The 19,312-nt window shown below is 45.5% G+C and carries 12 protein-coding genes; 1 reads left to right on the top strand and 11 read right to left on the bottom strand.

The window, feature by feature from the left end; genetic code table 11:
* Nucleotides 1-2,337 carry a glycoside hydrolase family 95 protein gene (locus tag ABD960_RS05515; RefSeq protein WP_345329920.1) on the bottom strand — a complete coding sequence of 779 codons (2,337 nt, stop codon included), beginning with the start codon at nucleotides 2,335-2,337 and terminating at the stop codon, nucleotides 1-3.
* 11 nt (nucleotides 2,338-2,348) lie between these two features.
* Nucleotides 2,349-4,301 (bottom strand): SGNH/GDSL hydrolase family protein, encoded by a 1,953-nt coding sequence (locus ABD960_RS05510; protein ID WP_345329919.1) that lies wholly within the window; start codon nucleotides 4,299-4,301, stop codon nucleotides 2,349-2,351.
* A gap of 257 nt (nucleotides 4,302-4,558) precedes the next feature.
* Between ABD960_RS05510 and ABD960_RS05505 the strand changes: the two genes are divergently transcribed.
* Nucleotides 4,559-5,476: an AraC family transcriptional regulator gene (locus ABD960_RS05505; protein WP_345329918.1), complete on the top strand. Its 918-nt coding sequence runs from the start codon at nucleotides 4,559-4,561 to the stop codon at nucleotides 5,474-5,476.
* Here ABD960_RS05505 and ABD960_RS05500 read toward each other — a convergent pair.
* The 9 genes from ABD960_RS05500 to ABD960_RS05460 form a co-directional block, all read right to left on the bottom strand.
* Entirely contained in the window at nucleotides 5,466-6,749 is a 1,284-nt protein-coding gene (locus ABD960_RS05500; RefSeq protein WP_345329917.1) for an alpha-L-fucosidase, read from the bottom strand. The genes ABD960_RS05505 and ABD960_RS05500 overlap by 11 nt on opposite strands.
* Nucleotides 6,750-6,795: 46 nt before the next feature.
* Nucleotides 6,796-8,001, bottom strand: a complete 1,206-nt coding sequence (locus ABD960_RS05495) for a DUF4998 domain-containing protein (protein WP_345329915.1) — start codon at nucleotides 7,999-8,001, stop codon at nucleotides 6,796-6,798.
* A 22-nt stretch (nucleotides 8,002-8,023) separates the two neighbouring features.
* A complete protein-coding gene (locus ABD960_RS05490; protein ID WP_345329914.1) occupies nucleotides 8,024-9,247 on the bottom strand; it encodes a DUF5000 domain-containing lipoprotein in 1,224 nt (407 codons plus the stop codon).
* A 20-nt stretch (nucleotides 9,248-9,267) separates the two neighbouring features.
* Nucleotides 9,268-11,193, bottom strand: a complete 1,926-nt coding sequence (locus ABD960_RS05485; protein WP_345329913.1) for a RagB/SusD family nutrient uptake outer membrane protein — start codon at nucleotides 11,191-11,193, stop codon at nucleotides 9,268-9,270.
* A 6-nt stretch (nucleotides 11,194-11,199) separates the two neighbouring features.
* The gene (locus ABD960_RS05480) at nucleotides 11,200-14,493 is read right to left on the bottom strand and encodes a SusC/RagA family TonB-linked outer membrane protein (RefSeq protein ID WP_345329912.1); all 3,294 of its coding nucleotides are present in this window, start codon (nucleotides 14,491-14,493) and stop codon (nucleotides 11,200-11,202) included.
* 316 nt (nucleotides 14,494-14,809) lie between these two features.
* Entirely contained in the window at nucleotides 14,810-15,226 is a 417-nt protein-coding gene (locus tag ABD960_RS05475) for an L-rhamnose mutarotase (RefSeq protein ID WP_345329911.1), read from the bottom strand.
* The gene (locus ABD960_RS05470) at nucleotides 15,227-16,879 is read right to left on the bottom strand and encodes a sodium:solute symporter (RefSeq protein WP_345329910.1); all 1,653 of its coding nucleotides are present in this window, start codon (nucleotides 16,877-16,879) and stop codon (nucleotides 15,227-15,229) included.
* Between the two features lie 5 nt (nucleotides 16,880-16,884).
* Nucleotides 16,885-18,111: an enolase C-terminal domain-like protein gene (locus tag ABD960_RS05465; RefSeq protein ID WP_345329909.1), complete on the bottom strand. Its 1,227-nt coding sequence runs from the start codon at nucleotides 18,109-18,111 to the stop codon at nucleotides 16,885-16,887.
* Between the two features lie 18 nt (nucleotides 18,112-18,129).
* Nucleotides 18,130-18,903 (bottom strand): SDR family NAD(P)-dependent oxidoreductase, encoded by a 774-nt coding sequence (locus ABD960_RS05460; protein WP_345329908.1) that lies wholly within the window; start codon nucleotides 18,901-18,903, stop codon nucleotides 18,130-18,132.
* Between the last annotated feature and the right edge of the window lie 409 nt (nucleotides 18,904-19,312).

Here is a 19,312-nt window from a genome sequence, read left to right as displayed (position 1 = left end):
TCAGGCTTTTACGGCTTTAATGGTGATGAATTTACCGTTTACTTTTAGCTTTACTATTTTTGGTGTTGAAGATGTTACTTTATAACTAATAACCTTACCGTTTTTCCAGCTAAAATCAACCGTAAAGTTACCTCTCGCCCTAAAGCCTTTGGCTGTCCCCTCGGCTTTCCAGCTATCAGGTATGGCGGGCAGCAGGTTAATATACCCTTCATGACTTTGGATGAGCATTTCGGCTATGCCTGCCGTGGTGCCAAAGTTGCCATCAATCTGGAAAGGCGGGCCTGCTGATAATAAGTTGGGATAGATACCGCCGCCTGCACCATAATTAATATCAGTTCGCTCGGTAGGTTTCATAATTTCGGTGAACAGTTTGTATGCCCTGGTGCCATCATGCAGGCGCGCCCAGAACAGCAGCTTGTAGGCAATCGTCCAGCTCGGGCCGTCATCTCCCCTAAGTTCAAGTGTTTTTTTAGCCGCTTCAGCCCATTCAGGTGTACCGTCCGCCGTAATCAGTTGAGCAGGGTATAGTCCGTATAAATGAGAAATATGGCGATGCTGCGGGTCGGTTTCCTTATAATCTTCCAGCCACTCCATTACCCGCCCATCTTTGGCGATGTTAACTGCCGGTGGCAGGCTTTTTAGTTTATCCTTTAATTGGGTGCTGAAAGCTGCGTCAATACCCAATGTTTTTGAGGCGATGATCACATTATTAAACAACTCCCGGATGATCTGATTATCAATAGTAGCGCCGATGCAAATACTGGCATGTTTGCCGTTAGGCAGGTAAAAACTATTTTCGGGCGATGATGATGGTGAAGTTACCAGCCAGCCTGTTTTTTTATCTTTAGTGAGGATGCTGCTGTAAAACTGTGCCGAGCCTTTTAGTATAGGATAGATCTTTTTGAGGTAAGCCTTATCATTGCTAAACGCATAATGATCCCACAGGTTATTACACAACCAGCCCGAACCGGCCTTGGTTATCCCCCATGAGGCACTCTCTCCCGGCTCGGTAAAGCCCCAAATGTTAGTGATAACATGGGCTACCCAGCCATCGGCATTGTAATAGGCTTTGGCCGTGCGTTTACCCGGTTCTATCATGCCTTGCACTAAATCAGCAAGTGGCAGGTTAAGTTCGGATAGATTAGCTACCTCAACCGGCCAATGGTTCATTTGTACGTTTACATCCAGGTGGTAATCGCCATTCCATGGAGTTTGTACCTGGTTAGCCCACAAACCTTGCAGGTTTGGCGGCAACAGCCCTACCCTGGTGCTGCTAATAGATAAATACCGCCCGAATTGAAAAAACAAAGCAGGCAACCCCTTATCTACCGATGGATCTTTATGAAAGGCGATCAACCGCTGGTTAGTGGGTAAAGCATCAGCTGCTTTGCTTTGCCCTAATGACAAACTCAACCTGCCAAATAGCTTTTGAAACCTGGCTATATGCTCTTGCTTTTGCTGATGGTAAGGCTTTTTAATCGCCACGTTAAGCAAGCTGACAAGCTTTTGTTTATATGCCCCATCCTTATAATCCGTTCCCATAGTTATAAAAAGAGTAACCTCATCAGCACTCTTTATTTCGAGCGTATTGTTCGCAGTACTTTGCGAACCACCTTTTAACACCGCTTTAACGTTCGCCAAAAATTGCATACCAGGTTTATCGGTACCGCTTTTAAGGCCACCTGCCATTTGCAGGGTATTGCCGGCTATGCTTACTTCGGCGCGTTCGGGCCTGCTTAAGGATATGCTTAAATTCAGCATTCCCTTTTTATCTGCCGTAAGGTGGATAACGCTTACATCATCACCAAAGCTTGTAAAATATTCGCGCCGGTAGGTTACACCGTTTACGGTATAGCTGGCCATTGCTACGGCATTTTTTAAAGACAATTCGCGCCTGTAATTGCTGTATTGAGGGTACTTACCGTCGCCATAATTAAATTTGATGTTCAAATCCCCAAAAACCTGGTAACAACCAAATGGCACATCGCCCGAACCGGGGGCTTTGCACACAAAATTTTTGTCGATCAGATCCTGCGCTTCTTCGTTTTTGCCTTCATCAAGCAGTCGGCGTATCTGCGGCAGGTATTTGTAGGCCTCATAATTATTGGCATCCTGCGGTGCGCCCGACCATAGTGTGATGTCATTCAGCACGATCTTCTCATTACTCACACCGCCATCCGGCATCATGCCCAGGCGACCGTTGCCCAGTGGCAAGGTTTCTTCCCAAACACGGGCAGGCTTATCATACCATAGCTTTAACGATTGCGCGTTAACGGCCGATGTACTTACAAAAATCAATAAGGCAAAAAACTGCAGATACCTTGTGTAAAATCTCATGTATAATGGGGTTATTTATTGGTCAGAAAATTAACTATCCGGCAGGCGTTGCCTTTGCTTTTGGCATTTTTGTCGGCACTTACTTTTATTTGCAGGGTATGGTCGCCATTTTTTAAACCGCTACCCAGCAACACATACCAGGGCAGGTGCAAAAAGCCGCTCCATTCCGTATACAGGTCGGCCTGCTTAACCGGCGCACCATCAATGGAGTAGGTAATGATACCCGCATCGCCACCCGAAACTATGGCTATACCGATGGCATTACCTTTAAACAAAAGGTTGAGTGTAGCACCCGGCGTGGTTGCCACTAACATGGGTACATTTACAAAACCGGGGCGAGTGCCTAAACCGTCGGCAGGCTGCCAGTTGGGGTCTATCTTCCATTTATCATCGTGCCTGGCATTGGTGATGCTAAAGTATTGCCCGTGCTCAAAAGCGTATTCATTAAGCGGCCCGGGCGAATTATATTTTTTCGGTTTCGCCGATACATTAACAAAGCAATCAGTGAGCAGCGACTTGATAAAGGCGAAATAAAGTTCTTGCCCGAATATGGCCGGGTGCAAATCTTTAAAATCATCATTCCAGTTAAACTCTTTATTGGCCAGTTTTTCCTTAACACCTTTAGCAATATTGATAGATGGCAGACCGTAATGTGAAGCTACCCGTTCATGGTTGGTTATTTCGACGGGTTGCTTACCCGCATTGTAATCATTGGTTTTATCCGGATCGGCAAATTCCATAATCACTACATCCATTTGCGGATTGGTTTTACGGGCATGGCGAATAATACCCTCTAAAGCCCGCACCTGCGTCATGCTATCCGTTTTGTTTACGCGGTCGTTCACGGCGGCTTCAACAAACAACAGATCAACCTTGCCGCTATCCAGCAGATCGCGCTGCAGCCTGAACGCGTGCGGCAAACTGCCGAGCGATGGAATGCCCGCCATAATAAACCTGAACTTGGTTTGCGGAAAGCGCTCTTTTAAATACAGGTAAACCCTATCGCGCCAGCCGGGGTTAAAGGTGATCGATCCCCCTAAAAAAGCTACCGTTGCTTTTTTGTTGATGGTAGCCGAGTGATAAAAAATTTTGAGGCCATTCCGCTTTTTATAATAATCGGCATAAGGCAGTATTTTTTTTACGGGGTAGGAATTATAGTAGATAAAATCGGCCCATTCATCGTTATGCCTGTCGGGCACATGGTGGCCATTTAATTGTTGCGGGCCTTCGGTTACCGGGTAGGTTGTTACCGGCCCACCGACAGCAATATATTTTTGAGCGAACGGCAGGCTATTTTCGGCTGGCGGCACCAGCTTATCCTCCAACCCAATCATGTTCAATACCGGCACCTTGAACGATGCCAGCCCCTCCAAGTTATTTAATGGGTTATCGTTATATGCCAATGCCTCGGCTTCCGTAAAATGGTAAACCTGTCTTAATTGCTTCCATGCAGTTGTATCGCCCAGACTTTTGCCTTTACCGCCCGGCCAGCTTTTAATATCATAAACCGGCGTTTCGGCATAAATGCAACTAACCTTATCGGGGTTGCGTTTAGCCCAGCCCAAAGCATACAAACCACCACGACTAACCGCCTCTAAGGCTGCCCTCGGGGCAAGCTGAACGGTATCGGTTAAATAGTTGTAAAATCTATCCCATACCTGCATAGCGTAAGGACTGCCATATTGGTCATCAACACTTACATAGGCCACATGAAAACCTCGCGAAAGTAGTAAACTATCAATACCGGTATGCCAATCAGGAAACGAGGCGCGCCATACCCAGGGTCTGCCCGGCAGGGCTACCTTCGGCTTCACATAATAAGCCTTGTGCCCGATGATATTTAAATCGGTTTTATTGAAACCTTTCCATAGCGATTGCGCATTTGCTTGTGCAGCAAAAAACACGACAAGCATAAATGGAATTATATATTGGTTTCCAAATAGTTTAAACTTACTGATGGTCATAAATAACTGGTGTGATAAAGTTATGCCGGGGCTACCTTTTCAAAAATGGATAAACCATTTTATAAGATGGACAATCCTATCTTTTTTCAATAAAAAAATAATGCCCGCCTTTGCCTGTAAGCAATATATTCCATCTATTATTTAATTTTAACCAATACGCTTAATGCCTTTGGCGATATACATTTAATTGTATTATAATAGCATATCGCAGCCATAAACCCTGCGCAGCATCCCCCGCTTTTAATTTATTAATTTGAATGAACAGTACTGCTTTTAAAAGAAGAGACGGCTTTGAAGGTGAAAAGATTATCAGCATTCCGCCTAAAGTATGGAAAGATGTTTTCAGTAAGGACCCTTCTTTCTTCCGGATATATGTAGCACAGATTGGCTATTTTCCAAGAGCTTCATACCACTATCGCGAACGCCGCAAAGGCTGCGAAGACAATATTTTAATTTATTGCCTGCAGGGCAAGGGCTACTTTATTATTGGCGATAAAAAATTTGAGGTTAATGCCAACCAATATATTATGGTGGCCGCAACCGACAAGTATATGCGCTATTGGGCTGATGCCGAAACGCCGTGGACCATTTACTGGGTACACTTTAACGGTACCGATATGCATGGCTTCAATAACTTTTTAAACATCAATAATACCAAAGGCGCGGTCACCATTCCGTTTAACGCAAAGGCTATTGAGCTTTGGAAAAACATGTACGACAGCCTTGAAATGGGTTACAGTACCGAAAACCTGTGCAACGCCAACTTTTGCCTGTATAACTTTATCGCGAATTTTTTATTCCCCGAGCGCCATATAGATGCAGCCCGTGATGAAAGTACCGATGTAATTACCCTCAGCATTAATTACATGCGCGCTAACCTGGATAAAAAACTCACGGTTGATGATATGGCAAACCAGCATAAATTATCAAGCTCATATTTCTCAATCATTTTCAGAAAGGCTACAGGCATGCCACCTATTGATTATTTTATCAACCTTAAAATGCAGAAAGCCTGTCAACTGCTTTTCTCTGACGAGATACGCATAAAAACGGTGGCCGGCAATTTGGGTTATGAAGACCAATATTACTTTTCGCGGCTGTTTAAAAAATTCATGGGCATGTCGCCGGAGCAATACCGTTCAACGGCGAAGCGTGATGCTATCACTACTGCCTGATAACCGGGAGTTTTTCAGCATCACCATCAATCTCGATGGTAACAACTGTGCAGTTATCATCCGGTAATTTATTAGGCATCATAATTTGCAAGCCCTCGGTCTGCGTAAACTTTAAAGCCTTGCCACCGAATATATTTACGTTTTTTACCTTAGCGCCGTTTAGTGCGGGCAACTTAAGCACATCCAACGGTTTAAATACATGTATAAATATAAAATTGCCTTTACGTGTTGCGGCGTAAACGTCATTAGGCACATACGGACCTCCCTTTGTACCATAAATTGCACGCCCGTATTTTGTGAGCCAGTTCCCCATTTCATTGAGCCGGTCAACCTGCCGTTGTTCTATGCGCCCATCCATCATCGGGCCAACATTAAATAGTAAATTGCCGTTACCTCCAGCTGTTTTTACCAGCGTTTGTATACATTCCTTTAACGATTTCATTTGATCGTTTGGCTTCCAGGCCCATTGGTTACAAATGGTTATACAACTCTCCCATGGTTCAAGCATGTTAATGTTGCCAATGCGCTGCTCCGGAGTTAGAAAATCACCCAGCGAATTTTCATTCAGCTTTTCACTCTCCTTACCAAGGCGGTTATTCACAATAATACGTGCATCCAGTTTTTTTATATGCTGATAGATCTCATGGCCATACGCATTTGTCCAGGGCTTTTCCCAGTAGCCATCAAACCAAAGCATGTCGGGCTTATAGCGGGTTATCAGTTCGGTAAGCTCATTTTTCATGGTATTTACAAAACGGGGCATATTTCCCTTTACATTGTGCAACGTATCATGCGGACTATGGATCGGGTAATCCGGATCGTGCCAGTCCAGCACCGTCATGTAGATACAAAATGAGATGCCCTGCTTTTTACACGCCTTGGCCAGCAAGCCAACCATGTCTTTTTTAAATGGCGTACGGCTTACGTTATACGCTGATACTGCCGATGGCCAAAGCAAAAAGCCATCGTGGTGTTTGGCCGTTATCACCAGGTATTTCATACCGGCATCTTTGGCGGTTTTAACCCATTGGTCAGCATCAAATAAAACCGGGTTAAATTCACGGTACAGCGAATCGTAATCCGCCTCGGGCACTTCTTTATTGCGGCTCCACCCTATCTCGGTACCACGCAGGGTAACCGGCCCAAAGTGAATGAACATACCGAACCGCTTATCCATAAAATTATCTATGGCTGATGGCGGCGTTTTAACCAGAGTTTGGGCAAATGCACCCGTGGTTAAGCAAAACCAAAAAAGTATGAATGTTAGACGCATAGCAAAAATAAAAGCCTGCACCATTTTTTGTGCAGGCCTGTTTAGTTTACTGTTTATTCCAAAGGGTTATTTCACTCATATTGCTATAATTGCTTTCGCCGTTTGAGTTGTGTTTTATCCGGAGCCTGATGTAACGTATTGGTTTACCCTGATTATCCAGATCAAATTTGTATGGATTTTTGCCGTCATCAGTACGTACCACATCTTTAAGTAACACCCAACCTTTTGAGAGCGCTTCTTCTTTCCAACCCGGGTTGTTTGCCGGCAGGCTGGTATCGTGGCCATTTATATCGGTAATACCCCAAACCTCAAACTGATCTGGATTGTGGCAGCAATCACGCCCGGTTTCTTCCATGCGGCCAAGGTTATCATACAGCCTGCCCAAATCAATAGTAAGCTGTTGCGGCAGGGCTTTCTCATTAGAGTGAAATATGTTAGGGTAGCCCTGTGGCGTAGTGGTACCATCCCACAATTTATCAATGGCGGTACCAAAATCAGCCCTTACATCATTCGCAACGTTCATTTGTGCAAAGAATGATTTGCTGCATGGAACATAACTATATATGTAAGGATAATCATCAGCGGCAGCTACCTGAAAGGTATCAATTGATCCACGCTCAGGTATGTATGCTGACTGGTATTTAATGATGGTACCCAACTTAAAATCATTCAACGTAATGCTGTTAACATCAGGCGCCAAATTAGCTGTTACCGCCGTACCGGCGGTGTTGGTATACATCAGTTTAGTAGTTATGTTGATGGTATCAGGCGCAATAAAGTTTAACGTTACCGATCCGTTATCATTCAGCACGTAAGGGTTAACTGCATCATAAGCCCTGTTAAGCAGCGTACCGTTATAAATAGGCCCGTAAACCTTAACGTTATTAACCTCCTTGGCTATGGATTTATTACCTTTTGCATCAAACGAGTATATGGTGAACGAGTAAACATACTCGCGCAAACCGCTGATCACGGTGCTTATGGTATCCTTTTTCTCGGTGATGTTTACTATCTGCGAGTCGGCTTTGTTGTTCCAGTATACTATATATTTGATAATGCTTGGGTCGGTACTGGCTTTCCATTTAAGGCCAACGCGCAGATCGCCGGGTTGCGAGGTTACGTCGCCCACAGCACCTGTATAAGTGATCTCCTTGCCATCAAAAAAATCACGAAACTCTGTATCCTTTTTGCCGCAGCCATAAATAACGGCAAACATGGCACAGATCATTAAACAATATCTTAAGGTCTTCATCTTATTTAGCTTAATTAATTTTTTACTGCGGATTACCATATAATGACAGCTCCATAACGTGGGCGATATCACCGCCGGACCATGACCTGTTAACCGCCAAGCGAATAAAGCGTACGGTAGGCGCGTCAAACGGAACGTTAAAGTTTACACCTGCGCGTACAAATGCCTCGTCAGACGCGGTGGTTGATCCCGGCGGCGAGCCCGACGGCGGATCAGGAAAATGGAAGTTACCCAGGTTTATCCAGTCGCCCACCACAGCCCCTTCAGGTGCCGAAATTGGTAGTTTAGCATCCTTTGGATTAGCAACTTTTGTACCCCACAAACTAAAATCGCGCGGGTTACCGTGGCCGTAAGCCCATTCACCAAAGCGCTCCCACATTACGAAACGGCTTAATTTGTAAACACGGCCTACATCGAACGTGCAAACAAAGGGCGGCTTTTCGCCGGGCAGGGTATGCCAGCCATCGCCGTTTTCGGTACCATTCCACAGGTTTGGCAGCTGCCAGCCGTAACCTATAGGCGTATCACTTGGCAGGTTAAAGGCACTAAACAAGCTCTTGTTCAACAACTCCTCATATAGCGGGCTGATCTCCCTTTTCAGCGTATCAGATATATTTCCCCATTGATCGGTTACATAAACACCAAACTGCCGTGGGTCAGTACTATATCCTCTTATGGAATAGTTGATCGTGTCCGCCTTGGTAAAAAACTGATCCTGCACCTCCATTGAGTTGGTTGTTGCGTCAAAAGCGGTGATGATAATGCCAATTTCCTTTTTTAGCGGGTTTAAGGCCTGAACGTTTACACCACCAAAATCGGCATTCACATTTATTGAAGGCCTTATCAACTGATAAACAGGCGTTTCGGGATGAACCTTTACGGTAACCGGGTCAGACATTACATTGGCCCGCGATACGGTGTAAAGTGTAACATCGTAATCTGCCGAGGCAGCGAAACCGTTAACCGTAACCGTATCGGTATAGTACGATGATTTAGTTTCGCGCTTTACCCCCTCACGAATATTGTATTGTGCTAGCACATACAATATATTCTCGGAGTTGGGCAGGTTGTAGGTTATGTAGGCGCCACCGTTAAAATTATCAACCTTAACATTGGTTACTACCCCAGGCTTTGTTGTATCGCCCGATATTGGGGTTTTATTATAACCATCATTTTTTTTGCATGCCGCAGCTACCAGTATAATCAGGCAGGTTGCAATAGCTATATAATGCTTAATATTTTTCATGTTATTGAGTTTTATCCGGCTTACCAATTTGGGTTTTGTACAAGATTGCCGTTCACTATCAAATCGTTATTTTTTATTGGCCACAGGTAATTACGCACGTTAAATACCGGCGTAAGTATGGTGCGCGGGCGGTAGTAATTAAGCGGCTGTTCCTCGTAAATATTCCAGCCCTGCATCGGCCTGCTCATTACGTTTTGTATCTCCTTCCAGCGGCGCAGGTCCCAACCGGCCTGGCCTTCAAAAGCCAGTTCAATACGGCGCTCCTGGTGTATGATCTGGCGCATACCATCCTGTGTGGCAAATTTTGAAGCGTTGCGTGAGTAGGTGCTCCAGGCATTAACCACGCCCGGCAAGCCGGCACGCTGGCGCACCGGGTCAATGTAGCGTACCACTTCGGCGTAAGGCTTGCCCTGCTCATTCAGCACCTCGGCATACAATAAGTACAATCCGGCCAGCCTGATGAGCGGCATGCGGAAATCAACCCAGGTCATATTTTCATCATACACGGTTTGGTAGTTTACCAGCTTTTTAGCCCAATAACCGGTTACATTTATGCGGATGTTATCCTTCGGCCCCGCGTATGAGCTGCTGCTGCGCGCCTGTACATACAGAGCGTTCTCCTGGTTAAACACGTTGTTACCGTACCAGATAGCACCATCAAAAGCCATATCTGCGTAAAAGCGCGGTTCGCGGTTAAAGTGCGCCCTAACGGTTTGGTAGCCGTTGCGAATATAAAAGCGGTTATCATCATCGCCTGTACGCAGGTTGTAACGGTTATTATAATCCCAGGTCTTGTCCTCGGCAATGGGCACACCGTTATTGGTGTAAAATAACTCCTGCTGTGCAATCGGCGCGGCAAACGTACCTTGCGCTATCAAATTTGCGGCGGCTTTAGCGGTTAAGCGTGGCATGTTGTACTCCTGCCTGCCGTAACCGAATACCGGGTTTAGCGCCCATATCAGTTCTTTGTTAAGCTCCCATTTTTCGGTAATGGCGGTTTGCAGTGTAAGTACTCTCCGTAACGAATCAGTTAAATTAGTTGGAATGTTGGCCGGCGCGTTAAAGGTGTGCAGCGCAAACCCGTTAGCTTCGCACAACTTAACCGCAGCGTCGCAGGCTTCGGCAGCCCTGTCCCATTTAGTGGCATCATACGTGCTGCTAAATAGTTTTTCGCCATCCTTATTGGCGAGACTGGCAAAGTCAGGATTACCGTTAAACATAGGACTGGCGGCTGTTGCCAGTACATCCGCCTTTACAGCCAGCGCTATCGGGCGGGTAATACGGCCAAGTTCGCGTACCTGGTTCTGTATAACTACCGGCAGGTCAGGCGCCGACTCATCCAGCAAGCGAACAATGTAGTTCACTACCGAGTCAGCCGGATCACGTTTAACTTTCACCTCTTCTGTCGAGCTGGTGATAGGTAGGTTTTTATCTGTGATTGGTATCGGCCCGTACATCCGGAACAGGTAATAATGGTAGTAAGCCTTCAGGAACTTTACTTCGGCTATCCACCTGGCCTTTTCTGATGTGGTAAGGTCTATCGGCTTATCGATGTTTTCGAGCATGGTATTGCAGCGGCGTAATGCCCTGAATATAGCCTGCCCCCCATTCTCCCCATCCCAATAATTCAAACCCGGATTCTGCACATTTTGCGTGCCGCGGATCAGGTTAAAACCCGTAGGGTCGATCCCCTGATTATCCGTGAGGTTATTTGGAAATATGATTTCGCCGGAGCTGGTAAAGCTCGGATCATTTTGCGGATATTGAAATTGCTGCAAGGTAGCGTAACATGAAAACAGATAGTTCTCAGCCTCATTACGGTTACGAAAGGCATAATCAATTGTGCCCACGTTCTCCGGCGTTACATCCAGAAACTTTTTACACGATGTACCCAGCATGGTAATAGAGGCCAGGTATATTAATATTTTGTAAGATCTCATCTTCATCACTAATTATAAATTTACATTGAGGCCAAGGTTGAATACGCGCTGAATAGGATAATTGAAACCATTGCCGCCTATCTCCGGGTCCCAAAGTTTGAAAGGGCTCCAGGTTACTAAATTCAGGCCGCTGAAATAAATACGGGCATTGCGCAGCTTAAGCGATTGCGCAAATTTTCTGGGAATGGAATAACCTATCTCCAATTGTTTAAGCCTTAAAAAGCTGCCATCGCGCATCCACCAGGTGCTGTTTTGGCGGTTGTTTTCAATTTGAGCACCGTTGGCGCCCAAACGCGGATAAAGCGCGTAAAGGTTTTGATTATCTTCTGACCAGTGATCATCGGCGTAGGCTTTTAACAGCTGCGTATTCCCAGGCAGCCACGAATCCGGACTTTGAATGAATGGACTGGTACGGGCCGGATCAATAAAGAATGATACCCTTGTTTGGCCCTGGAAGAAAGCTGAAAAATCGAAGTTGTGTATTTGTGAAGTTATACCAAAACCATAAACAATTTCCGGCACGGTTGGATAACCAATAAAGGTTTGATCAGCACCATCAATCCGTCCGTCGTTATTCAGGTCGCGATATTTGATATCGCCACCCATTGGCTGCTGCCCGTTTGTGCTGAATACCTGCTGCGGAGAGTTACGCGCTTCGTTATCATCCACAAACAAACGCTCTGCAATGTAGCCGTACTGGCGGTTAAGCGATTGGCCTACGTTGTAACGATACGACTCAAGGTAATTCGGCTCCTCAAACTGAGTAAATTTATTTTGCGCGAAGGTAAAGTTACCACGCAGTGAAACCGATGCATTTTTTGAGAATTGTTTTTTACCATCAACGGATATATCAATACCCTTTGAGTCAACCTTACCGATGTTGGCTGCAATCGGGGCCTCTAAGCCCATAGTAGTCGGGATTGATGCCCTGTCCTGTAAAATATTGTATTTATGGTTTTTGTAAACCTCGGCAATTACATTCAGGTTTTTAAGCAGCGTAAATTCTAAACCAAGTGTTGTTTGTTGTGAGGTTTCCCAGGTAACATCGCGGTTTTCGTAGTTACGGATGCTAACACCGTTACGGCCATAACCGTTATTGGTACCAAATACAGCCGAATTACCGCCGTTCAAGTTAACGTCTGACAGGTAGTAGAACCTTTGTACGCCGATAGCATCGTTACCCACCAAACCATGGCTGGCGCGGATCTTCACACGGTCAAATACATCATATAGATCGCCCCAGAATTTTTCTTCAGATATGATCCACGAAGCACCGATTGCCGGGAAAAAACCATAACGGTGCTCTTCGGAAAACCTTTCGGATCCGTTATAACCAAAGTTAAACTCCAGGAAATACTTGCTTTTAAAAGAGTATGTTGCACGGCCTGCAAGCGTAAGGTTACGGTACGGCAATGAGTATTGAAGCGTTGTAGTACCTGACCGTGGATCTTTAGCGTCCGAATATACCTGCTGCTGGCGGGTACCGATTAATGAACTGCTGATGTTATGGTTTTTACCAAACGTCCTGCTGTAATCAAGCACACCCTGAAAAAAAACGAAGGTATTGATATTATCGCTGCCGATATTACGGTTATACTCCAGGTATTCTCTGGCTACATTGTTGCCGGTAGGCTGCGGGTTAAGCCATTGTAAGGTGTAGGTATTACTCGGCTTATCATATGTAGCAACGTTATAATAAAACGGCGAATAGCTCATGTCCGACGTGTAGTACGAATACCTGTTGGTGCTGAACAACCCATGAAAGTTTAGGCCGCTTGTTATAAAGTTCAGGTTTTGGTTCAGTTCGAGCTGAGCCAGCATGCGCGACTCCACAAAGTTTTTATGACCGCGCAATAATGAAGCGTAGGGATTTATCTGACCGATACTATTATTTGCCGGCGAACCACCTGTAGACAACGTATTGCCGAATAAAATGTGCTGCGTATTCCGGTTAGCTTCATCCGGCTCGTAAAACGCCGGGAATAGCACCGGGCTGGTATGCATAGCCACATTGTACAAATCCGTAGAGAAAGAAGCGTCATTGGTTAACGGACCGTTGTACTCGTTAAAGTTACCCGATAACCTTAATATCAACTCAGTTTTATCGGTTAGGTTAACGTTGATGTTTGAACGTAGCTGATAGTTGGTAAACTTAACGTTGTTGTTGTTATTGTTGCGGATGTCGGTACGCAGAATACCGTTATCATTTGAGTAAGAACCGGCGAAGTAGTACTTGGCCACACCACCGCCGCCGCTGATGTTCAGGTTGGCACGCTGGGTGTTGGTTCTGTCCTTAAACAGCATATCAATCCAGTCAACCGCCGGGTAAACATAAGGGTTGCTGCCCGGCGCTCCGGCTAAAGTAGCCTGGGTATTTAGTATTTTGTTCTCAGTAAACGGGCGTGGCGCCAGCGGGTTACGTGTTACCGTAGCCTCGTTAAACAGGCGCATGTAAGTAATAGGGTCGGCAAGCTCAATGGTTTTGGCCGATTGTGAAATGGAGTTCTCCAGCCTGAAGTTGATCTGCGCCTTACCAACTTTACCCTCTTTGGTTTTCACCAAAATAACGCCGTTACCACCGCGTGCACCGTACAGGGCCGTAGCGCTGGCATCCTTAAGTATTGAAAAGCTTTCGATATCATCAACCTGTATACGGGCCAGGTCTGACGAGGTAAGCTCTACGTTATCCACCAAAATCAGCGGATCGCGCTTATAACCAAAGGTAGTTACCCCGCGTATAAAGAAGTTGGCGTTATCCTGCCCGGGTTGCCCACTTGGTGTATACGCAATTACACCGGCAACCTGCCCGGCCAGCGCGGTTGTTAAGTTACTGGCCGGTATTTTTAAATTACCGGGCTTTACCGTGGTAACCGAGCCGACCAATGCTTCGCGGGTTTGCTTGCGGCTGTAGGCGGTTACAATTACCTCTTCGGCAAGTGCTACGTTTTCCTTGATAACAATTTTGTAGGTGCGCTGGTCGGCACTTACGGTTACCTGCTTATCCTGATAACCGACGAAGGAAACCTTTAAAACAGTGCCGGGCTCAACATCCAAAACGAATTTACCGTTAGCATCAGTTGATGTGGCTTTGCCGTTTTTGTTTAGCGCGGTAATGTTAGCACCGGCAATAATTCCGCCGGTTGTGTCGGTTACGGTACCCGTAATGGTCACCCTGTTTTGTGCGATACTACTTTGTGCCGTAATCATGAGCACCGAAAATAGCAGCAGGCAACAGGCGGCCGGTAAGTACTTTCTAGGAATTTTTAACACCAAAAGGCGTTTACTTAGTTTGTAAAGTTTACTCATAAAAAAGGGTGAATAATTGGTAAAAAAAAGCAATAAGCTGCCTGTACAGGCTTTAATCCTGCATTAATGGGCATTGTTACTGCGAATGCCTTTACGTTAAATTGTTGTTATTATATTTCGGCTTATGAAACAAATGTATACTACCAAACCAGCGTGATAAATGACGTATTCTTTTATTATAATGGATTATTCGATTATGGTAAAAGCTTTTTTCATTTTCATTAAAAAACCAGCTAAAGTTTTAGCATTAATTAACAAAAATCGATTGCAGACTGATGAGCAAATTTGCTAAAACGATCAATCAGGAAGAAAATAATTATTGCTGATGAAATAATTCAGGCATTGCTGTCCATATCTGGTGTTTGGCAAGCGCTTCGGGTAAGGGCAGTTGCGTTGGGTCGGTTTCTTTCCACCAGCGCTTTGTGGTACTATCGGCAGCAATTTTCTTCATATCCGCATCAAAATCATTCCCGGTGTATTCAAAATAACTGAACAGGTAATACTTATCATCTATTTTTTGCAGATAGATAGAATAGTTATGGATGTTACATTCTGCTATCTTTTTAACCACACCCGGCCAAGGTTTGGCATGCAGTTTTTTGTAATAGGCTATCTTATCAGGCTTTACCCCGGTAACCATACCATAGCGCCTGGCTTTTGTTGCAGATGATCCACAACCCGCAAAAACAAAAAGCACACATAGCGCAATGCCGTGAATAATATGCTTCATCATTTATCTGAATAAATAAAATAACACCGACATAATAACCAGCAGCAGTACCGATAGCACCTTGTAGTTACCTATCCCCTTCCAGCTTGGGCCCTTTAACGCATCAAACGGCGAATTCCAATACAGGGTTTCACTATCCGTAGTATGACGAACGGGGTGAACGTACGAGAACAGCCCCTGCATCATTACACAAGCGCAAAACAGGTAAAAAGCCATCATCATAAAAGGTATTTGCCCTATAACTGAAGCAGGCATTAGTTTCGAAGTGATAAAAACCACCACCCCTAAAAGGGAACCCAGCCACAAAGTAAGTTTGGATGATTGCGCGGATGCCCTTTTCCAGAATATGCCTAACAAGAACACGCAGGTTATAGGCGGTGCTATATGGGCGATGATATCATTAAGGCCGTTAAAAATACTCTCGTAACTGTTTAATAACGGCAGCATAAACAGCGACACCAGCATGGCTACACCCGCGGCTATTTTGCCGGTTTTAACCAGTTGCCTGTCGGTAGCCTGTGGTTTGTAGCGTTTATAAATATCATAGCTTACCAGGGTTGATATAGAGTTAAGCGCGCCTGAAATCTGGCTCATCAATCCCGACAAAAGTGCCGCTACCAGCACCCCTACCAATCCTTTGGGGATGAGCTGTGTTATCATCAATGTATAAACGCCCTTGCTGTTCACTACCTGCTTACCATCAACCATGGTTTGCAGGGCCGATACATCCAGCAGTCCTTTTTGCGAAAGCGCGTAAGCAAAAAGACCTGGCAGCACAAAAATGAAAACGGGTAGTATCTTGATAAATCCGCAGAATAACGACCCTACACGCGCATGATCCTGATCCTTTGCGCCTAAAACACGCTGTACAATAGTTTGATCGGCGCACCAATACCATATACCCAGCACCGGATACCCTAAAAATACCGAGTACCAGGGCATGCCACTGCTGTCGCCATGCGGCCGCATCATGGATAGTTTGCTCATTTGACCGTGCTGCTGCAACATATCAACCATCGGCTCCCACCCGCCCATTTTTACCCCTGCCGCTACGCACATGATCACGGCACCCACTAATAGAACAATAGTTTGTATAGATTCGGTAACCACCACCGCCGTTAAGCCCCCGGCAACAGTGTACAGGGCGGTTAACAAGGAGATGATGATAACGCTGGTATACATATCAACCCCGAAAAGGGTTTGTAACACAATGCCACCCGCCAAAAGCGAAAAAGCGATGTGTATGATGATAGCTGAAAGTACGGACACAAAGGCCAGCCAATCCCGACTGGCACGATCATACCGCTTTTCCAAGAAATCCGGTAATGTAGTAACACCGGAGCGGATGTAGAAGGGCACAAAGAACAATGCCAATAAAATAAGCGTGAACGATGCCATCCACTCAAAGTTGCCGTTGAGCAGGCCGGTGTCAAACCCGCTTTGGGCCAGGCTTACCAAATGCACGCATGATATATTGGTAGCGAACAAGGCTAGCCCGATAGTTGGCCAACGCAATGTTTTACCGGCCAAAAAATATTCGCCTGCAGCACCCTTTGCCTTGCTTTTATGCTGATGCCTGATGCCCGACCATAAGCCGATAATAACAATGCCCAAAATATACAGCACTGTAATTATAATATCTACTGAACCTATCATGCTGGTTATACTGGTTTCAGGTCGCAGCTACTGCCGGGTGCCTGTGGTGTTTTATATAGTCCGCCTTCAATAACCACCGGGTTAACAAAATGCTTTTGCAGGTGCGGAATATGCTCTAAAAATAAGGCTTCGTGGCCAAGTTTTATATGGTTAAATAAAACCAGGTGCTGGTGCAGCTGCCCCATATCGCCCACATGCGGTACCACCGGTATGCCATACTTTTTGCAAAGCAAGCTAACGGTAATAAATTCGCTCACCCCACCCACACGCACCGCATCAACCTGGATGAATGAAGCCGCGCCGGTTTGCAAATAGTTTTTAAATATTACCCGGTTAGGTACATGCTCGCCAAGGGCAAGCTTTACCGGTGCAATGGCTTCGGCCAGGGTTTTGTGGGCAAGTACGTCATCGGGGTGCGTTGGCTCCTCCACCCAGTAAGGGTTTATGCTTTTCAATTCGTTACAAATACTTATGGCTTGGGGCAGGTTCCATTGTTGATTGGCATCAAGCATTACCTTTACTGCATCGCCGGCGGTTTCGCGCACAATATGCGCCCGGCGTATATCACGCTGCGCATCGGTGGAGCCTACCTTCAGCTTCATGGCGGTAAAACCCTCGGCTACGGCTTTCAGGCAGTTTTCGCGTACCTTTTCGTCGCTGTAATTAAACCAACCTATGGATGTATCATAACCTGGATAGCCCTGTTGGATGATCTGTTCCCGACCGATTATATCACTTTGCTGTGCTGTAATCAACTCTACAGCTTGTTCAGCGGTTAACTCATCCTCTAAATAACTTAAATCGAGCGTGTTAACTATTTGTTCGGGCGATAGCTCTATAAGCAGTTTCCACAGCGGCACACCGCGCTTTTTGGCCCACAGATCATAACAGGCATTGGTTACCGAGGCCAGCGCCAGATGCACCACCCCTTTGTGCGGACCCAACCACCTGAACTGTTGCTCGTTAGCCAGCTTGTTAAACAATACGCCGAAGTTGCTCATTACCTCTTCAATATCCAAACCCTTCAGTTTATCAGCATAAAACTTAGCTGCGGCGCAAACCAGTTCGTTGCCCTTACCCAGGGTAAAGGCCAGGCCGGTACCGGTAAGGCCGCTATCATCATGCAGCAAGGTTACCGCGTATGAATATACCGGATCGCGATGGATAGCATCACTTCCGGCATTGCCATCCAATTGATAACGGGTATCTTGTATTTGTATGGTTTTGATCATTTAAAAAGCATTAAGGTGTTAATTACTACGGCGATAACCTAACTCGGCACCGCCGCTTACAGGTAAAATACAGCCGGTGATAAATCGCGATGGCGTTGATACCAGAAAGAGGCAGGCATCGGCAATTACATCAGCATCAGGGCAATAGCCCAGCAGGTGTATACTATCCAGGTATTTTTCGATAGATGCGGGGCTGGGCTGCTGTTCGCTCCAACTGCGCAGCATGGGTGTCCACACCCCGGCAGGTGCTATAGCGTTTACCCTGATGCCATGCGGGGCATAATCAATAGCCATTGATTTGGTTAACGCGCTGATAGCGCCTTTGGTAGCGCTATAGGCGGCGTGTATCTCCTGCCCTATTTCACCGGCCATACTGCCGGTGTTTAAAATATTGCCCTTGTTTTTTATAAGCTGAGGTATTGCGTGGCGGGTGGTGTTAAAAATCCCTTTTACGTTTACATCGAAAAGGCGTTGCCATTCGTCATCAGTAGTTTCGTGCAGGTTTTTTGATGGGTCAGATATACCGGCGTTATTGTGCACCACATCAATGCGCCCAAATTTTGCCACAGCGGTATCAACGGCCTGTGCGATCTCGTCAACGACCGATACATCCGCATAAATATATAATATATCGTCGCCGTTTAAGGTAACCGAAGCCTTGTCGATACTCTCCTGATTGTTTGACACAATGGCCAAAGCTGCGCCAGCATCACGATAGACACGGGCACATTCAAAGCCGATACCCTCGGTTCCACCGGTTAAAAAAACTACTTTATCTTTTAATAATTGCATTTATGATAAGCTTTTTGAGATCGACTTTTTTAAATAAAATCAACAAGCTGCCTGCACGGCGTTAACCGCGAAAACCATCAGAAAACTGTTTGTATGATTATATTGGTTTGTTTAACTGGACTGTTGACGTTTTCAAAGTAACAGCCCCCAAAGAGGATTTAGAATAGATAATTCTTTTTTTTTAATGGATTATACCATCCGCCATTCATAGTATTTTTTAATCCAACGCTTAAACAGCTTTAAAAACAGCCTTTATAATCCATCCAATTGATAGGATTATCCATTTTACAAATATGCCTTAGCTGTTAGGTTTGGGATTGAAGATCAAAACCCTGCCAAAAGTAAAAAGCCGCTGCTATACACTTTTTGCTTGCCAACCAATTATATGTTTAACCGACATTTATAAGCT

The sequence above is a fragment of the Mucilaginibacter defluvii genome (assembly GCF_039543225.1).
Classification (GTDB): Bacteria; Bacteroidota; Bacteroidia; order Sphingobacteriales; family Sphingobacteriaceae; genus Mucilaginibacter; species Mucilaginibacter defluvii.
Note: the sequence above shows the minus strand (reverse complement) of the source record. Positions and strands in the feature narration are given on the sequence as shown.